Below are 16,075 nucleotides of genomic sequence, written 5' to 3'. Positions count from 1 at the left end.
AGCTTAGCTGAGGCCTGCGGCGGCTTTCAGCGCACGCTCGCGCTTGCTGCCAAACCCGAGCTGATCCGGATTGGTCAGTTCAAGTTGTTGTATCAGCGGATCAGGATGATGGTTGTCCAGTGCAATTCCAAGCCGCGACAATACATATGGCGCCAGAGCGGCCCGGGTATCAACGTTAAGGCGACCGTTCTCCATACCGTAATCCAACGCGATGATCTTTTGCTGGGCTTCCGTCAGGCGTTGATCAGGGGAGATCGACATCGTGACGTTGCGGTTCCAGTCATCGTCCTGCTGGCTAGTATGTTTGGCTTTTTGTCGCAGGGCCGTGGGTGCAGTGTGGAAACGGCTGAGGGCAAAATCCCGGAATTCGCGGTTGGATTCACTCCAGGCGCGCAGGTGCCAGTTGTTGCCCGTGCACACCAGCGTGTGCGGTTCCAGAATACCCTCTACGGCTTCAGGGCGGCTCAGGGATGCGTAGCTGGCTTTGAGTTGACGGCCATGACGGGTGGCAGCTACCACGGCGCGCATGGTTTCGGGTGCGATAACCCGGTTGGGGCTGTTTACAACCATGCTGTCCGGCAGGCCGATATCAAGGTCTTCAAAGGTGTTGCTAAGGCTCTGCTGGCGCGCGAGCAGATCCTGATATTCGCTGACGTACCCCCGGGTAACAACGGGCCGGTAACGCGCTGCTGGTACGTAGCCCTTGAGGTGACGATCATAAACGAGATTGCCCGGGGCTAGTTCGCGAAGGTAAGTGTTTATATCCTTGGATGCCTGCTGCCGGCCGATACCAAAGCTGTGACAAATGTGGTTGGTGGTCAGGCGACCTTCCCACAGGGCAATGGTTTCAATAAGTCGGTAACGAAGCAACAAGTCCCATCGAATGGGCCAGTCCGTTTTTTTCATAACCAAACGCTCACGGGTTTATTAAATAGCTGCTGTTTATGTTACCTCCTATGTCGAGGCAGGTCTGTTACGGCACATTAATGTGAAACATTGTGAAACCGCGCCATAGGCGGGTTTGACGCTCTTGGGTCGCGTGCTGAAATTCGGGAAGTGCGTAGTGGCCACGCTGCTTAGGTGCTGTTGTAATACGGTTTCAGCAAAGTCGGGTTCTTGCTGCTACTCTGACTTCCAGCCCCAATCAATTTGCACCGCAAAGCCCGGAGCTTCTGTAATGACCCGAACGGTCACTTCTCTGTCTGCTCTCCTTTTGAGTATTGTCCTGCTGGTCAGCGGAAACGCGTTTCTGACGACGTTGTTGGGTATTCGTTTGAGTATCGAATTGGTTTCACCCGACATTATAGGTTGGGTGCTGGTTTGCTATTCCATAGGCTTTGTTCTGGGCACCCTCTACGTACACCGGATCATCGGCCGGGTTGGTCATATCCGCGCGTTCGCTGTATTTGCGACGATCTCTGCCGTGACTGCACTCATGTACCCTATGGCCATTTCTTCGGAGTTCTGGGCATTCTTGCGGGTGCTTTCGGGGTTCAGCATTGCCGGCGTTCTGGTTGTCATCGAAAGCTGGTTCTCCAGCCGCGCCAGCAACACTAATCGGGGCGCACTGTTTGCGGTTTACCAGATCGTTTTCTACCTCTCGGCAGCAGGCGGCCAGCTTTTTATCAATGTGGGTGATCCGGCCAACTTTATGCCGTTCTCCCTGGCCGCGATTCTGCTGGCGCTTGCGCTGATTCCCCTGTCTCTGACCCGGATGGAAGCACCGGTTATCGAACAGGTTCAGCGCATATCGTTTTTCACGCTTGCCCGTGAGTCGTTTACCGGCGTTTCCGGCGCCGTGGTCTGTGGCGTGCTGGTCGGCGGCTTTTATGCATTGGGGCCGGTATACGCAACCCTGATGGGGCTTGATGTCGCGAAGACCTCAACCTTTATGGCCAGCGCCATTATTGCGGCCATGCTTCTTGCTTGGCCACTGGGGCGGCTTTGCGACCGTTTTGATCGCCGCCGGGTGATGTTCTGGGTAGTGTTTGCTGCCGCTCTGGCAGCGGTCGCTGTGAGCTTTATGGGCGCCGGAAATCTCTGGCTACTCATGTTGCTGGTGGGTACGTTCACCGGGCTCTCGGCCATGATCTACCCGATTTCTGTTGCTATAACCAACGACCGCATGGAAAGCACCCGGATTGTGGCGGCCAGTGCCACCTTGCTTCTCAGTTACGGTGTCGGCAGCGTTATCGGCCCCATTGCGATGGCTGAACTGATTAACCTTATGGGGCCAAAAGGCCTGTTTTTGGGCAATGCCGCTTTCCTGCTGGTGCTTGCGGTGATCACGTCTCTGCGCATTACCTTCACTGACGACGTGGCCATTGCGGATCAGGAGCACTATGTGCCAGCAATGCCCGAAACCTCTTCTGTACTGGCAGAACTGGATCCGCGGAATACGGAGTTTCAGGAGTCTCCAGAGGTTGAGGAAATGAATGAGGAGTCCATGCGCCAGACAGGCTGACGCATGAGTCTGGGGCCATCTTTCGGTTTTCACCGATTTTGTTTTGTTTTAATATCTGTTTTTATCTCAATGGTTAGCTTACTATTGGTAGCATTCCCTTAGTGTTATGCCTTTTGGTCGGCACTGTGTGACTCGCGAAGCGCGATTCCGGCCCCGGAACGGAGTATTAACCATGAAAGATCAGTTCCCCTTTGCCGTCGCTCGGGTAACTCGTCGCTGGCGCAAGCTTTTAGACGAGCGCCTGAAAGACCTGGGTGTTACTCAGGCCCGCTGGACCACCATGGTCTATCTTCAGCAGGGTGGCGAAGGTCTTACCCAGCGTGAACTGGCGGGTCTGATGGCCATTGAAAACCCTACACTTGTCCGCCTGCTCGACAGCCTTGAAAATCAGAAACTGATAGAGCGCCGTGCCTGCCCCAAGGATCGACGGGCTCGTCGGTTGCACCTCACCGATCCCGGTCGGGAGTTCATGGAAGTTCTGTCCGCTCGGGCCGATGCATTGCGGGAAGAAATGCTTGACGGTATCAGCCTCGACGATATCGAGAATTCACTGAAGGTGTTCCACAAAATCCTGGATAATGCTGAAAAGCAGAAATAGTGCTTCAGGTGATAGCCTCCGCTCCGCGTTACCGAAACAAACCGGGTAATCATCGGTGGTCTGGAACTCTTGAGGGTGGCTGCTGTCACTGCACGCGGAGATGCAGGTTTTTCTGGAATGGGATTTATGGAATTTAAAAAGTATTCAACACTGATGCTGCTGGCGGGTGCGCTGGTTTTCCAGCCCCTATGGGCCGCAGAGCAGAGCAGCACATCTGAAAAACCTGCTTCCGGAAAGGCGCCTGATCGCAGCCCCCGGGTGCCAACGTTTAAGGTGAACGGTGATCTGGCCGGTCGGTTGGGTGTGTTTACTACCCGTTACGAAGATACGTTTGCCGAAGTGGGTAGCCAGCTTGCGTTGGGCTATCTTGAGCTGGTGAAAGCCAACCCGGGTGTGGATCCCTGGCTGCCTGGTGAAGGGACTACGATTACACTGCCGCGCCAGTATGTTATCCCGGAGGCACGCCGGGAAGGTATTGTTATCAACCTGGCTGAGTATCGGCTTTACTATTTTACCGGGGATGGCGTGCAGGTTTATCCGGTTGGCGTTGGTACCTCTGAGAACCCGTCTCCACTGACAGATGCCAAGGTAACCATGCCACTGGAATCGCCGGCATGGTACCCCCCTGCCAGCATTCGCGCAGAATATGAGGCCTCGGGCGACTTTCTGCCCCGAATGATTCCCCCTGGCCCGGGTAACCCGTTGGGTAGTCATGCCTTGCTGTTGAGTGAGCAGGGTTACCTGATTCACGGCACCAACAAGCGGTTTGGCGTGGGTATGCCGGTGAGTCACGGTTGTTTTCGCATGTATAACGAAGACATATCCCGCTTTGTCTATCAGGTGAGCAAGGGCACTTCAGTGCAGATTGTTAATGATCCTGTAAAAATGGGGATATCCGGTGGCGAAGTCTGGCTGGAGGTTCATCGCCCCCATGAAGAATACAGTCAGCAGGATCGGGATCGCCTTTGGCGTGAAGTTACCCGGGAAGTTGAAGCATTTCGCCAGAAACATCCGGGTGTTGAGGTTCAGCGCAAGGCGATAGAGCTGGCAGTAGACCAGGCTGATGGTATTCCTGCCATGGTCGGTGAACAGGTTACACGCATGGCGTCCGACAAGACGTCAAAAGACAAACAGCCCCCCTTACCGGAAGAGCCTGAGCAGAAATTGTATTTCTGATCCTGCCGGTTTCGGTGCTTGCCAGGGGGTTCTGAACCATCTTTTGGATCCGGGGAGGCGATATGCAGTCCTACCATCCTATCAGGTCAGGCCGTCAGAAATGGTTGAGAGTGTGGGCCATGGTTTTTCTGACTGGCGCATTGTTCTCACTGGCTTCACTGACCCATCAGGTATTTGCCCAGCAAAAGAGCTCCGGAACCGCCCTGGTTCTCACGGTTGAAGGTGTGATTGGTCCCGCCACCATGGATTATGTTGTCCGGGGTATTCGCCGGGCCGAATCCGAAGGTGCAGCGCTGGTGGTGCTGGAAATGGATACGCCAGGCGGCCTTATGGACTCTATGCGAGAAATGATCAAAACCATTCTGGGCTCCGATGTGCCGGTGGTGACCTATGTTTCTCCCCAGGGTGCTCGTGCCGCCAGTGCCGGAACCTATATTCTCTACGGCAGCCATGTCGCTGCTATGGCACCTGCTACCAATCTGGGTTCCGCAACGCCGGTTCAGATGGGTGGGTTGCCGGGCAGCCCGGAAGCACCTGCCGACTCCCAGCCTGAAAAAGACACTGCCGGTGCTTCCGGCGATGATCAGAAAACGGCGCCAGACGACGGTGCCGGCGAGAACAGCAAGCGCCGCGGCGGAACGGCTATGGAGCGCAAGGTTCTGGAGGATGCAGTCAGCTATATACGAGGACTCGCGGATCGCCATGGCAGAAATGCAGACTGGGCTGAAGAAGCCGTGCGTGAAGCCGTGAATCTGGGAGCCAGTGAGGCGCTGGAGCGAAATGTTGTAGATGTTGTCGCGGCTGATCTACCCGGGCTGATGCGCCAGATTGACGGGCGCACTGTGCGTATGGCCACCGGCGATAGAACCCTGCAGACTGCCGGCCTGGAGATTGTCCGCATGCAGCCGGGCTGGCGCACCGGCCTGCTTTCTGTGATTACCCATCCCAACGTTGCCTACTTCCTGATGATTATCGGGTTCTACGGCATTATCTTTGAGCTGGCGAACCCGGGCGGCGTGGTGCCGGGCGTTATTGGCGCCATCTGCCTGATCCTGGCGATGTTTGCGTTCCAGGTGCTGTCAGTTAACTACGCCGGGTTGGCATTGGTTCTTCTGGGGTTGGCGTTTATTGTCGGTGAATCTTTTATCCCCAGTTTTGGCATTCTCGGTGTGGGCGGCCTGGTTGCGTTTGTTACCGGATCGGTCATTCTTATGGACGGCAGCCATCGTGCGATCTCTCTGCCGGTCATTGGCGGTACTGCAGCTGTGGCGGCAGGTTTCATTCTGTGGACAGTCACCCGGTTCGTTGGATTACGCAAAAAACATCCTGTAAGCGGTACCGAGCAGATAGTCCGGGAAAAGGCGGTTGCTCTGGATGATTTCCGCAAAGAGCATAATACTTACCGGGGCCACGCACGGCTCAGCGGAGAGCGCTGGAAGGCCGAGAGCGACAATCCTGTACGACAGGGCGATGCTTTACAGGTAACCGGGATTGACGGTTTGACCGTTAGCGTAGAAGCGGCCGGCCGGCACGCTGACCGGACACATAGTAACCAGCAGCGAAACGAGGAGGCTTTATGATCGGTGATCTGATTCCCTGGCTGGCACCCATAGTAGTGTTACTGCTGATTCTGGGTTCTGCCATCAAAATTTTGCCGGAGTACCAGCGCGGCGTGGTGTTTTTTCTGGGTCGATTCCAGGGTGTAAAAGGCCCTGGGCTGATCATTGTGATTCCCGGTATTCAGCAGATTGTACGGGTGGATTTGCGGGTAATCACACTGGATGTGCCCAGCCAGGACGTGATTTCCCGGGATAACGTGACCGTGCGGGTGAACGCGGTGCTCTATTTTCGGGTTGTGGATCCAGAGCGTGCGATTATCCGGGTGGAGGATTTCAACGCTGCTACCAGCCAGTTGTCCCAGACCACCTTGCGATCGGTACTGGGTAAGCATGATCTGGATGAAATGCTGTCTGAGCGGGACAGGCTCAACTCCGATATTCAGGAGATTCTTGATGCTCAGACTGAAGAATGGGGTATCAAGGTCGCCAACGTGGAAATCAAACATGTGGATCTAAATGAATCCATGATTCGTGCTATTGCGCGCCAGGCTGAAGCTGAACGTGAGCGGCGGGCGAAAGTGATTCACGCGGAGGGCGAATTGCAGGCATCTCAAAAGCTGCTGGAAGCTGCGCAGGTGATGTCAGCCGATTCCGGTGCCATGCAATTGCGTTACCTGCAAACTTTGTCGGATATGAGCAACACCAACTCATCCACCATTGTTTTCCCGCTACCCTTAGACATGCTAAAGATGTTTATGGAGAAGGCGACCGACAAGAGTCAGCCACAGCAATCGGAGTCGTAACGCGTCGTATTATCAGGCTGGTTGGAAACGCTGTGCAGGGAGTATGAGGAGGAAATAAAAAAGGCCGGGATTCCCGGCCTTTTTTCAGTGCTTAACCTTCAGCCTTACTTCTGGCTGGAGCGCTCGAGCATACGCTTAGCGCGCTCGTTTGCTTCGTCAGCAGACTTCTGAGCTGCTTTAGCAGCGGCCAGGGCCTGGTCTGCAGTCTTCTGTGCAGAACGAGCAGAGCTGGCAGCGCTGTTAGCGGTGTTCATTGCCTTATCTGCAGTCATCTCAGCAGAGCTGGCAGTTGCATTGGCTTCGTCGAGAGCGCCCTGGTCGGTAGTTGCACAACCTGCGGTCAGAGCAGTAGCCAGTGCGATTCCGGCGATCGTCAGTTTACGCATTATAAATCCCCTTATTGATCGAATTACTTCCTGTTGGTCCGAAAGTCAGTTCAGACGACTTCCTCTCAGCTTCGGCCCGATAGGCATTGACTACCGGAGTCGTAAAACAGTGTAAAACACTCTGAGAGGAAATGTTAACTAAGTATACGTAAATTTTTTTCAGGTTGTGACAACAACTTAATTCTTGTGTCATAGAGAAATGATCAGGGGAGGATTCTGATGGGTGTTCCGTCATTGACCAGTTGCCAGATTTCATCTATCTCCTGATTGTTAACGGCGATGCAGCCGTTGGTCCAGTCGAGGCCTGTATAAGCAAACGCCATGTCTTCTGCGCCATTGGGCAGGCCGTGAATCATAATGCTGCCACCGGGGTCCAGACCCCAGCTTTCCGCCATTTCACGGTCTTTTCCACTTGGGTAGGAAATGTGAATGGATTTGTAAAAATCGCTGCCAGAGTTACGCCAGTCCAGCGTGTAATCGCCTTCTGGCGTGCGCTCGTCGCCCTCAAAAAGCTTGTGCCCCTCCGGATTATCACCGAGCGATATGCGGTAACTCCGGATCACTTTTTCCCCGTTCATCAGATAGAGACGACGCTGCTCTTTTTTTACCAGCACCTTGTTAACCACCAGAGAATTGCCTAGCGCATCGTCCTTTGCCGGCATGTGGGAATCTGCCTTGGCCAGCAATTCTGAGCCGTAGGCCGGAAAGCTTGCTGAAAAAAACAGAGCCAGAAGGCACAGGATTAATAAACGGGGAATAGCCATAACCTTAACTTACCAATGATTAATTTTTACGCAGGACTGTTTATAACATAACCGATTGGCCAGATGTTAAGGGGTTTTGTTAACTTTTATGGTTATCCGGTGCAGATATCAGGCATTTTGTGACTTGTCCATTTTCAGACCAACCTTGGTAACCTGGTCTGCCTCTGTGGCCCTTGCCACCAGAGTAACGGGCCCCAGAACAACGGTATCGCCAACAACCGGGTGACCTTTGGTGCGCCGCGCAAAGCACTCCGCCAATGACAACTCCGGTGGCAGCTCATTGAATTCGATGCCATAAACCTGTTCCACGTCACCGAGTAGCGCATCTCCGTTCAGTACAAAGTCCCCGAAGAACGCCCTGTCTGCAAGATATTTTGGTGTATGGCGCCCACTCAGTGACTTGCCCAACTCCTTCAGCACGCTGGGCGTGGCAAACATGGCGACCATATCGCCACTGGATACTTCAAGATCTGCATTGGGTTGCAGGCAGACCCGATTGCGGAACACCCCTGCAACGGCAGTGTTTTCCGGAAAGCGCAGCTGGCCCAATAGTCTTGGTGTTTCCCAGTTTTCACCCCGTAAAGGGAACAGCATCAGCTCGTGGTCCCCGGCCGCAGGCGCGTCCAGCGGCAAACGTCGAAAGGGCTCGCCGTTTGCAGGGATTTCCAGGCGCAGCTTACGTGCCAGCGGTGTAAGGGTCGTTCCCTGAACCAGCAGGGACACCAGCACAATAAAAAACGCGGCATGGAAAACCAGCTGTGCCTCGGGCAAGCCGGCAATAATCGGGAAAAGGGCCAGAACAATGGGCACGGCGCCACGAAGCCCCACCCAGCTTATAAATCCAAGCTCACGCCGGTTAAAGCCGAAGGGCCAGAGAGTCAGCAGCACGGTTAATGGACGAATCACAAAAATCAGCGCCAGCGCCAGTATCAGGCCGCTTCCAGCCAGAGGAAGCAGGTCGGACGGATTAACCAGTAAGCCAAGAATCAGGAACAGACAGAGCTGGGCCAGCCATGCCAGACCATCGTGTACCTGGAGAATCATGGGCATCATCCGTACCTGGCGGTTGCCAATCACAACGCCACACAGGTAGATGGCCAGAAACCCGCTGCCGCCGAGGGCGTTGATGGCAGAAAACACCAGAATACCGGCGGCGACCACCAGCAGTGGATAAAGAGACGGAGTCAGGCGAATGCGATTGGCCAGCTCAGCAATCAGAAAACCGCCGACGATACCGCCAACGCCGCCAATGCTGAACTGCTTTATCAGCAGAATCAGCGAGTCCTGGACAGCGTGTTCGCCACCGCTGGTAATCAGCGTGACCATCATCAGCGTCAGGAAGATCGCCATAGGGTCGTTGCTGCCGGATTCAATTTCCAGGGTGGCGCTTACACGCTCATTCAAGTGCAGTCCACGACCCTGCAACAGTGAAAATACGGCTGCCGCGTCGGTTGATGAGATGATGGAGCCGATGAGCAGGGCCGTCATCCAGTGCAGATCGAACACCAGCCAGGCGACGAATGCAGCCCCCAAGGCCGTCATGGCAACACCAAAAGTTGCCAATACCAGTGCGGGTTTCAAACCCACACGGAAGGTTTCTGCCCGGGTGCGCATGCCGCCATCAAGCAGGATAACGCCGAGCGCCAGATTAGCGACAAGGAAAGAGAGCTGGAAATCGTCGAACTCAATACCGCCTGGGCCGTCTTTGCCCATCATCATGCCCACCACCAGAAAAATCAGCAGTACCGGCATACCGACCCGGCTGGAAAGCGGGCTCAGAACGATGCTGATGACAATCATCAGGGCACCTACCAGGGTGAGCGTTGGATCCATCAGAACTCCGAAAGAGAATGCTTGCCGGGGACCGGCTGAAGCGCTTATATTGCGCGGGTAGTCACGCCTTCTGGCGGGTGTAGTTCAATGGTAGAACGGCAGCTTCCCAAGCTGCACACGTGGGTTCGATTCCCATCACCCGCTCCATCGCCCCTCAATTTTGCCCATCGCAGGCCCAGTAGACAAGCAAGAGTGAATAGCAGATTGTTCACCCTGCTCCGTCGCCACGTTACAGGGCGCAAGTAAGAATAACCTTTACGCATCTTGATAGGTGGCAAATCATCGATGTCGGAGCCATGTTAAAGACAGATTCAGGCGGATCGCTTCCCGAGCCGAATAGCGTTTAATCATTTTTACAAATCAGGTGAGTGTGGGCCGGGAAATGCAAACGGCCACTATGTGGTTCATGGACGCACCATTCCCCCGAGGGCTTTCGGCGGAAAAAATACCGTACTTCTTGAGGGACGGCTTGATCACAATAACGCCTTTGTCTTCGTTCGACGCAGGCAAGACTGTATTGTGCTCTGACGATAATAAAAGGAAGTTTCCCGGTATGAGCCAATCGGTTGCCTACTACAACAAGCATGCACAGGCGTTTCTGAATGAAACGCTGCACGTGGATATGTCTGCGTTGTACGATGGGTTTTTACCCCACTTGCCCGAAAACGCCCACATTTTTGACGCTGGCTGCGGTTCCGGCCGGGACTCCCGCGAGTTTCTGGCCCGAGGCTATCGCGTTACCGCCTTCGATGCCTCCGAGAAGCTGGCCGATCTTGCATCCAGCGCCATAAGCCACCCCGTTTCCGTTCGCACGTTTGATCAGGTTAGCGAATATCAGGTCTACGATGGCATATGGGCCTGCGCCAGCCTGCTCCATCTCCCTTTGCAACAGATACCCCAGGCACTGGCGAAACTCTGGCAGGCTCTGAAGCCCGGCGGCGTTTTATACGTGAGCTTCAAACGTGGTGAGGGCCAGCGCGAACACAATGGCCGCGACTTTACCGACGCTACTGAGGTGCAACTGGAAAGCTGGGCAAGGGCTTTACAGCAGCTCAAAAAGATAACGATCTGGCAAACCGCTGATCGCAGGCCGGGGCGGGATGAGTATTGGGTGAATGGGGTTTTTCACAAAAGCCCAGAGTGGCTCGACGTTTAAAATGTGCTTTGCAAGCTTAAGCATCGCATCCTTCTATACTTTTTCACTGTATGAAAAGGCGTTCACGATGCCAGCGTATAAATTCTGGCGATGGCGAAAACTTACCTGGCAGCTCAATTGTGGTTCCGCTTCGTTCCAGAAATGTCTCGTGGATATGGCTGTTGCTTTGTTGCCTTTCCAATTCTCATGAAACCATCATTTCTTTCTTGTTGTCATTCCGCTGCCTTCACTGGAGCACCATTGTTGAGTCTATCAATGCAACTTCAACCTCGGCTGCATCGCCCGGTTCATCTTGTCCATAAACCAAATCACGGCAGTGCGTAAAAAGCCATGCAGAGCCACCTGGTGCATGCGGTACAGCGATACATAAAATAGCCGGGCGACTTTGCCTTCGATGTACATGCTGCGGCCAGAGAGATTGCCCATCAGGTTGCCTACAGTGGTATAGCGGCTGAAGTTGATCAGCGAGCCGTAGTCGTTGTAAACAAAGGGTACGGCGTCTTTGCCTTCCAGCCGGTTGCACAGAGTTTCAAACAAGGCATCGGCTTGCTGGTGGGCAGCCTGGGCGCGGGGGGCGACGGGCCGGTCGGAATTCGGTTGGGGGCAGGCGGCGCAGTCGCCGAAGGCAAATATATCGGTATCCTGGGTGGTTTGCAGGGTCTGGTGCACCACCAGTTGGTTGCCACGGTTGGATTCCAGGCCATCGAGGTTGGCCAGAAACGCTGGTGCCTTGATGCCGGCGGCCCAAACGGTCATTTCCGAGGGCAGCTCCGTGCCATCTTTCAGCACAACAACACCGGGGCGAATTTCGCTTACGGGCTGGCCGTTCAGAACGTTCACATGCTGGTGCCCAAGTTCCTTGGTAGCTGCTGCCGAGAGCCGGCCGGGCAGTGCAGGCAGAATCCGATCGGCTGCCTCGATCACGGTGATGCAGACATCGGAGGCTTTCAGGTGGTTCATGCCGTACACCGGCAATTCTCGTGAGGCCAACCTCAGTTCAGCAGCCAGCTCAACGCCCGTGGCACCTGCCCCTATAATGCTGATGTTCAGTATATGATCCCGGCCCTGCAGGGCTTCATGGTTTTTGCGCAAGAAAGCGTTGAGCAGTAAGTCATGAAAGCGCTGAGCCTGTTTCAGGCCGTCCAGGAACAGGCAGTTTTCCTGAGCGCCAGGGGTGCCAAAATCATTGGCAGTGCTGCCAACAGCGATAACCAGCGTATCGTATTGCAGGTGACGTTCGGGAACCACCTCTGCGCCATCTCTATCGAGAAAGGGCGCTATCACCAGTTCTTTGGTTTCACGGTTCAGGCCACTCATGCACCCAAGCTGGAATTCGTAGTGGTGCTTGCTGGCGTGGGCCCGGTAGTTGATTTCGTTGGAGCTGGCGTCCAGAGAACCGGATGCAACTTCGTGCAGCAGAGGTTTCCAGACGTGAGTCAGCCCTGCATCAACGAGGGTGATGCGTGCTTTGCGCTTTTTACCAAGCTTCTTGCCCAGGCTGGTAACAAGTTCGAGACCGCCGGCACCGCCGCCGACTACAACAATATGGTGAAGATTATCCATAGCAATCAGGCCTGTAAGTAAAGAAAGCCAAGCGCTCTTTCAGAAAAACGCTTGGCTGTCGTCACTGGGGCCTGCTTACAAGGTAGGATACTAACACTGCCATAATAATACTAACGCGGCCTGTGCCGTCGGCACAATTGGTCGGAACACGTATCGATTATTTAGACACACAGCAAGAGACAGGAAAGTATGAAAGTAGCAGTTTACTGTGGTTCTCGCTCAGGTAGTGAGCCGATGTACGCTGAAAAAGCCAGAGAACTGGGTGAGTTCTTCGGTAATAACGGCATAGATCTGGTGTTTGGCGGTGGGCATGTCGGCCTGATGGGTATTATTGCCGATGCCGTGCTTGCCAGCGGCGGCAAGGTTTATGGCGTTATCCCGCAGCATCTGGTCAATCGGGAGCTGGCGCACCCGGACCTTACCGAGCTTTTTGTTGTGAACAACATGCATGAACGCAAGGCGAAGATGGCCGAGCTGGCCGATAGCTTTGTCGCTTTGCCGGGCGGCATCGGCACGCTGGAAGAAATCTTCGAGGTCTGGACCTGGGCCCAGCTTGGTTTCCACCGGAAACCTTGTGCTTTCTATAACGTTGACGGATTTTATGATTCGTTGCTGGACATGGTGAAAACCATGGTAGCCGCCGGGTTTGTAAAGCAGCAGTACTTGGACATGATCGTGGTGGCGAAAACTCCGACAGAGCTGCTCGATGGCTTCAGGGACTACACCCCGCCCCAGGAAAAGTGGTCCTGAGGTGGTATGAGTTCCCCGGTTGAATTCAAAGCCGGCTGACCCTGCTCATTAGCCGGCTCCAGTCGATCGGCAGCCGCTTTTCCAGGCCGGCAAGAGAGGGATCTTTCGGGTTTATAGGGTCGAAGGGCTGTTTGCTGGCGTACACAACGGTATTGTTGGTTTTGCTTTTGAACATAAGCAGAGTGGCAAAGTGCTTTCTCAGCTGGCGGAAGTAGGGCCCTTCGGGATCGGGCGCGCGGTGGTAGTTCAGAACCAGCCAACCACCAGGGCTCAGTGCCCGGCTGCAGCTTTCTACAAACTGGCGCTGCGCCTGCGCTGGGCTCATACGGTCTGCGCTGTACAGGTCTGCCAGGATCATATCGGTAATGGCATCGGGAAGATCGCTCAGGGCATTGCGGGCATCGGCAATGGTCACGCTCAGGCGTTCGCTGTCGGGTAACCCGAAGTATTCCCGAGCCACATCCAGCACCGCCTGCCTCAGTTCAACCGCGTGCACATGGCAATCCGGATAAAGGTGATGAAAAGCACTGGCCATTACGCCGCCGCCCAGCCCCAGTATGGTGACGTGCTGCGGGGGGCAAAAGGCGGCTGGCAGGAGCATCGCCCGGCTATATTCGTGCACAGGAATGTAGGGGTATCGCCGGTCGATCTTGCTCTGCTCAAATATCGAATTGAAGGTCAGTACCCGATGTTTGCGGTAGTCGATCACCAGAATACTGCCGAGTTTGTCCCGGCTGTGGTGAATAATCTCGCCTTTGTTGAACATGCGGTGCTCTTTGAGGAGGTCGGAGGCTTAGCGTTCCAGGTGTTTGATGACGTCCTGTGCACCCATGGCGCGGGCAAGGCTCAGAGCGGTATTACCGTCTGCGTCCTGTAGCTCTGGGTTGGCGCCTTTTTCCAACAGAAGTTGCACCGTATCTGCATGGCCGTTGCCGGCGGCGAGCATCAGCAGGCTGTCGCCGTCGCTGGTGCGTATGTCTGCGGGTACTCCCGCTTCCAGCAGAGGGCGCAGCATATTGGTGCCGCCGTTACGTGCCAGCTCAAAAATCCCCTGGGCGAAGGCGATGGCGTCTTCATCCAGCTGGCTCTCTGGTTGTTGCGGCTGGCCGGGCTTGTGCTCGTTCATCTGGTCTCCGTTTTACGCGTTACTGGAAGGTCGGTTGGACATGCGTACGATACCGCTGATACAACGTATTATCACAGAATGGGTTAGTCTCTGGCACAATCATTTAGACAGAGCCCAGCAATTAACTGCAATAACCGACAGGAGAAAGCGCCATGAAACTGAACGTTGAGGGTATTGAAGAGGGCAAGCCGGTCCCGGAGATATTCGCGTTCGGCGTGTTCAACCCGGAAGATCACATGAGCTTTGGCCCCAACCGGAACCCGGACATGTTCTGGGAAGGTGCACCGGAAGGCACGAAAAGCTTTGTGGTTATGATGTTTGATCCGGATGTGCCCAGTGTGGCAGATGATGCAAACCAGGAAGGCAAAACGGTTTCAAAAGATATTCCACGGGTGGATTTTTTCCACTGGTTGTTGGTGGATATTCCCGCCAGCATCAGCCGGATTCCGGAAGGCGAAGACAGCGATGGCGTTTTGCCCAAAGGTAAAGACGGAGGTCTCGGCCCGGTGGGCTTGCGCGGCGTAAATAACTTTACCCAGTTTCTGGCCGGTAACCCTGATATGGCAGGCACCTACTGCGGCTACGACGGCCCCTGCCCGCCCTGGAATGATGAGTTGCTGCACCACTATCACTACGAAGTGCATGCACTGGATGTGGAATCACTTGGTCTTTCCGGAGAGTTTGACGGTGAGGCGGTGCGTAACGCCATGGCCGGCCATGTTCTGGCCAGTGCCAGGGTTACCGGAACCTACACGTTGAATCCGGACCTGCGCTAAGGTCAGCGCGCGGCTGAGGCAGATTACAGATCTGCCCAGTTGATGGCTCTGAAATCGAAGCTGCTTTCCAGAGTTGGTTTGATAATCCGGAAATACGGAGATGCATCAAAATCCCTCGGTGTGAACAGGGATGTTTGCCGGATCCGGTAGTGCTCACGAATACAGCTTGCACAGTTCGGGTCGTCGGAGGGTATTGTGTCGATGGTCGGAAGTATCGGATAGCGCAGGCGCTGAAAACCCTCCGCAATGAATGTGGAACAGATAGCCCGTGTCGGGTCTCCGCTTCCAAATGACAGCAGCTTGTATCTGTGCCGTGCAGGAACCGGTGGTGTCTGGATAAGATAACGCGCAAGATCAAATACATTCTTCATATCGTACTGGTGCCCCAGCCGGCTCAGGGCGTAATCGGTGAGCGTGCGAATGTTCTCGTCATCAAGCCCCACAGGGCGGCAGATGCGGGTATGGCTGTTACGGTAAAAGGATAGCGACAGCGGGCGAATGCCGAACTCGAGATCCGCTTCAATCAGAGTTTGTGGCTCACCGTATTCCGAGGTTCCCAAGCCCGCATCCGGCCCCAGGTAGAGTGCCGCATGAGACCACGTTGACTGGGTCAGGTATTTTATTGCCACGCTGATGCGTGTATCCCCCTCTACAAGCAGAACATCTCCCGGCCTGAGAGCCTTTCCCAGAGCTTCATAGGTTGAAGTGGGCACCGAATGCTGCGCCACTTGCTTGGAAAGGTAAGCGGCGAGATGTTTCGCTAGCCAGTTCAGGAACATTCTTCACTCCGATGGTGTGCAGGACGTGTTGATGACCAACCGTCGGCCTTCCGCAGTTTAACTCTAGTCGTCCGTGCCGGGTTTTTGAATGCTTAGTGCGTCGGCTAGAACCCCAGGAGGCCTGAGGTTCATCGCGTTTATGAAGCAGGTAAATCGCTTAGCTGGTTGCACCTGCGTCTTTGACCATCGGGCCATGAAGGCACGGATGGTTGTTTCCACATTCGAGATCTCTGGCACTTGGTGTGTCCGCATAAGCTGTTGCACCCCACGCGAATACAACAAGGGCACCGATCAGTGTTAAAGTTTTCATAATGCTGTTCCTCTTCGTTGGTATAGCGGCCA

Annotated in this window: 17 protein-coding genes and 1 tRNA gene; 9 read left to right on the top strand and 9 right to left on the bottom strand. The window is 54.8% G+C overall.

Annotation, left to right across the window (positions count from 1 at the left end):
• Positions 1-3: 3 nt before the first annotated feature.
• On the bottom strand, positions 4-906 hold the full coding sequence (locus BUA49_RS02240; RefSeq protein WP_072795184.1) for a helix-turn-helix transcriptional regulator: 903 nt from the start codon (positions 904-906) through the stop codon (positions 4-6).
• Positions 907-1,177: 271 nt separating this feature from the next.
• On the opposite strand from BUA49_RS02240, the gene BUA49_RS02235 reads away from it, so the two are divergent.
• The 5 genes from BUA49_RS02235 to BUA49_RS02215 all read left to right on the top strand — a co-directional run bounded on the left by BUA49_RS02235 (position 1,178) and on the right by BUA49_RS02215 (position 6,600).
• Entirely contained in the window at positions 1,178-2,464 is a 1,287-nt protein-coding gene (locus tag BUA49_RS02235) for an MFS transporter (protein ID WP_072795182.1), read from the top strand.
• A 172-nt stretch (positions 2,465-2,636) separates the two neighbouring features.
• Positions 2,637-3,062: a MarR family transcriptional regulator gene (locus tag BUA49_RS02230; RefSeq protein WP_072795180.1), complete on the top strand. Its 426-nt coding sequence runs from the start codon at positions 2,637-2,639 to the stop codon at positions 3,060-3,062.
• Positions 3,063-3,179: 117 nt separating this feature from the next.
• Positions 3,180-4,238 (top strand): L,D-transpeptidase family protein, encoded by a 1,059-nt coding sequence (locus BUA49_RS02225; protein ID WP_072795179.1) that lies wholly within the window; start codon positions 3,180-3,182, stop codon positions 4,236-4,238.
• Between the two features lie 62 nt (positions 4,239-4,300).
• Positions 4,301-5,818, top strand: a complete 1,518-nt coding sequence (locus tag BUA49_RS02220) for an NfeD family protein (protein WP_072795177.1) — start codon at positions 4,301-4,303, stop codon at positions 5,816-5,818.
• The gene (locus tag BUA49_RS02215; RefSeq protein ID WP_072795175.1) at positions 5,815-6,600 is read left to right on the top strand and encodes a slipin family protein; all 786 of its coding nucleotides are present in this window, start codon (positions 5,815-5,817) and stop codon (positions 6,598-6,600) included. Before BUA49_RS02220 ends, BUA49_RS02215 begins: the two co-directional genes overlap by 4 nt.
• 104 nt (positions 6,601-6,704) lie before the next feature.
• Here the strand turns inward: BUA49_RS02215 and BUA49_RS02210 are convergent, their stop codons facing one another.
• The 3 genes from BUA49_RS02210 to BUA49_RS02200 all read right to left on the bottom strand — a co-directional run bounded on the left by BUA49_RS02210 (position 6,705) and on the right by BUA49_RS02200 (position 9,583).
• Complete coding sequence (locus BUA49_RS02210) at positions 6,705-6,986, bottom strand: Lpp/OprI family alanine-zipper lipoprotein (RefSeq protein WP_072795173.1); 282 nt, start codon at positions 6,984-6,986, stop codon at positions 6,705-6,707.
• Positions 6,987-7,189: 203 nt separating this feature from the next.
• Positions 7,190-7,750 (bottom strand): L,D-transpeptidase family protein, encoded by a 561-nt coding sequence (locus BUA49_RS02205; RefSeq protein ID WP_072795171.1) that lies wholly within the window; start codon positions 7,748-7,750, stop codon positions 7,190-7,192.
• A gap of 108 nt (positions 7,751-7,858) precedes the next feature.
• Positions 7,859-9,583 (bottom strand): potassium/proton antiporter, encoded by a 1,725-nt coding sequence (locus tag BUA49_RS02200; protein WP_072795169.1) that lies wholly within the window; start codon positions 9,581-9,583, stop codon positions 7,859-7,861.
• A gap of 73 nt (positions 9,584-9,656) precedes the next feature.
• On the opposite strand from BUA49_RS02200, the gene BUA49_RS02195 reads away from it, so the two are divergent.
• Positions 9,657-9,730: transfer RNA gene (locus BUA49_RS02195), tRNA-Gly, on the top strand.
• A gap of 406 nt (positions 9,731-10,136) precedes the next feature.
• Positions 10,137-10,739: a class I SAM-dependent methyltransferase gene (locus BUA49_RS02190; RefSeq protein WP_072795167.1), complete on the top strand. Its 603-nt coding sequence runs from the start codon at positions 10,137-10,139 to the stop codon at positions 10,737-10,739.
• Positions 10,740-10,991: 252 nt separating this feature from the next.
• Here the strand turns inward: BUA49_RS02190 and BUA49_RS02185 are convergent, their stop codons facing one another.
• Positions 10,992-12,302, bottom strand: a complete 1,311-nt coding sequence (locus tag BUA49_RS02185; protein WP_072795165.1) for an NAD(P)/FAD-dependent oxidoreductase — start codon at positions 12,300-12,302, stop codon at positions 10,992-10,994.
• Positions 12,303-12,491: 189 nt separating this feature from the next.
• Between BUA49_RS02185 and BUA49_RS02180 the strand changes: the two genes are divergently transcribed.
• A complete protein-coding gene (locus BUA49_RS02180) occupies positions 12,492-13,052 on the top strand; it encodes an LOG family protein (RefSeq protein WP_072795163.1) in 561 nt (186 codons plus the stop codon).
• A 25-nt stretch (positions 13,053-13,077) separates the two neighbouring features.
• Here the strand turns inward: BUA49_RS02180 and BUA49_RS02175 are convergent, their stop codons facing one another.
• Both BUA49_RS02175 and BUA49_RS02170 read right to left on the bottom strand, forming a co-directional pair.
• Entirely contained in the window at positions 13,078-13,818 is a 741-nt protein-coding gene (locus BUA49_RS02175; RefSeq protein ID WP_072795161.1) for a spermidine synthase, read from the bottom strand.
• Between the two features lie 27 nt (positions 13,819-13,845).
• Positions 13,846-14,178, bottom strand: coding sequence for an ankyrin repeat domain-containing protein (locus BUA49_RS02170; protein ID WP_072795158.1), 333 nt, complete (start codon positions 14,176-14,178; stop codon positions 13,846-13,848).
• 152 nt (positions 14,179-14,330) lie between these two features.
• Between BUA49_RS02170 and BUA49_RS02165 the strand changes: the two genes are divergently transcribed.
• Entirely contained in the window at positions 14,331-14,954 is a 624-nt protein-coding gene (locus tag BUA49_RS02165; RefSeq protein ID WP_072795157.1) for a YbhB/YbcL family Raf kinase inhibitor-like protein, read from the top strand.
• A gap of 23 nt (positions 14,955-14,977) precedes the next feature.
• On the opposite strand, the gene BUA49_RS02160 is transcribed toward BUA49_RS02165, so the two are convergent.
• Complete coding sequence (locus tag BUA49_RS02160; RefSeq protein ID WP_072795155.1) at positions 14,978-15,733, bottom strand: C40 family peptidase; 756 nt, start codon at positions 15,731-15,733, stop codon at positions 14,978-14,980.
• A 157-nt stretch (positions 15,734-15,890) separates the two neighbouring features.
• Positions 15,891-16,043, bottom strand: a complete 153-nt coding sequence (locus BUA49_RS17740) for a hypothetical protein (RefSeq protein WP_175547541.1) — start codon at positions 16,041-16,043, stop codon at positions 15,891-15,893.
• Positions 16,044-16,075 lie beyond the last annotated feature (32 nt).

It is taken from the genome of Marinobacter antarcticus, assembly GCF_900142385.1.
Taxonomy (GTDB): domain Bacteria; phylum Pseudomonadota; class Gammaproteobacteria; order Pseudomonadales; family Oleiphilaceae; genus Marinobacter; species Marinobacter antarcticus.
The sequence above is the reverse complement of the archived record's forward strand: the minus strand, read 5'-3'. Positions and strand labels throughout refer to the sequence as shown.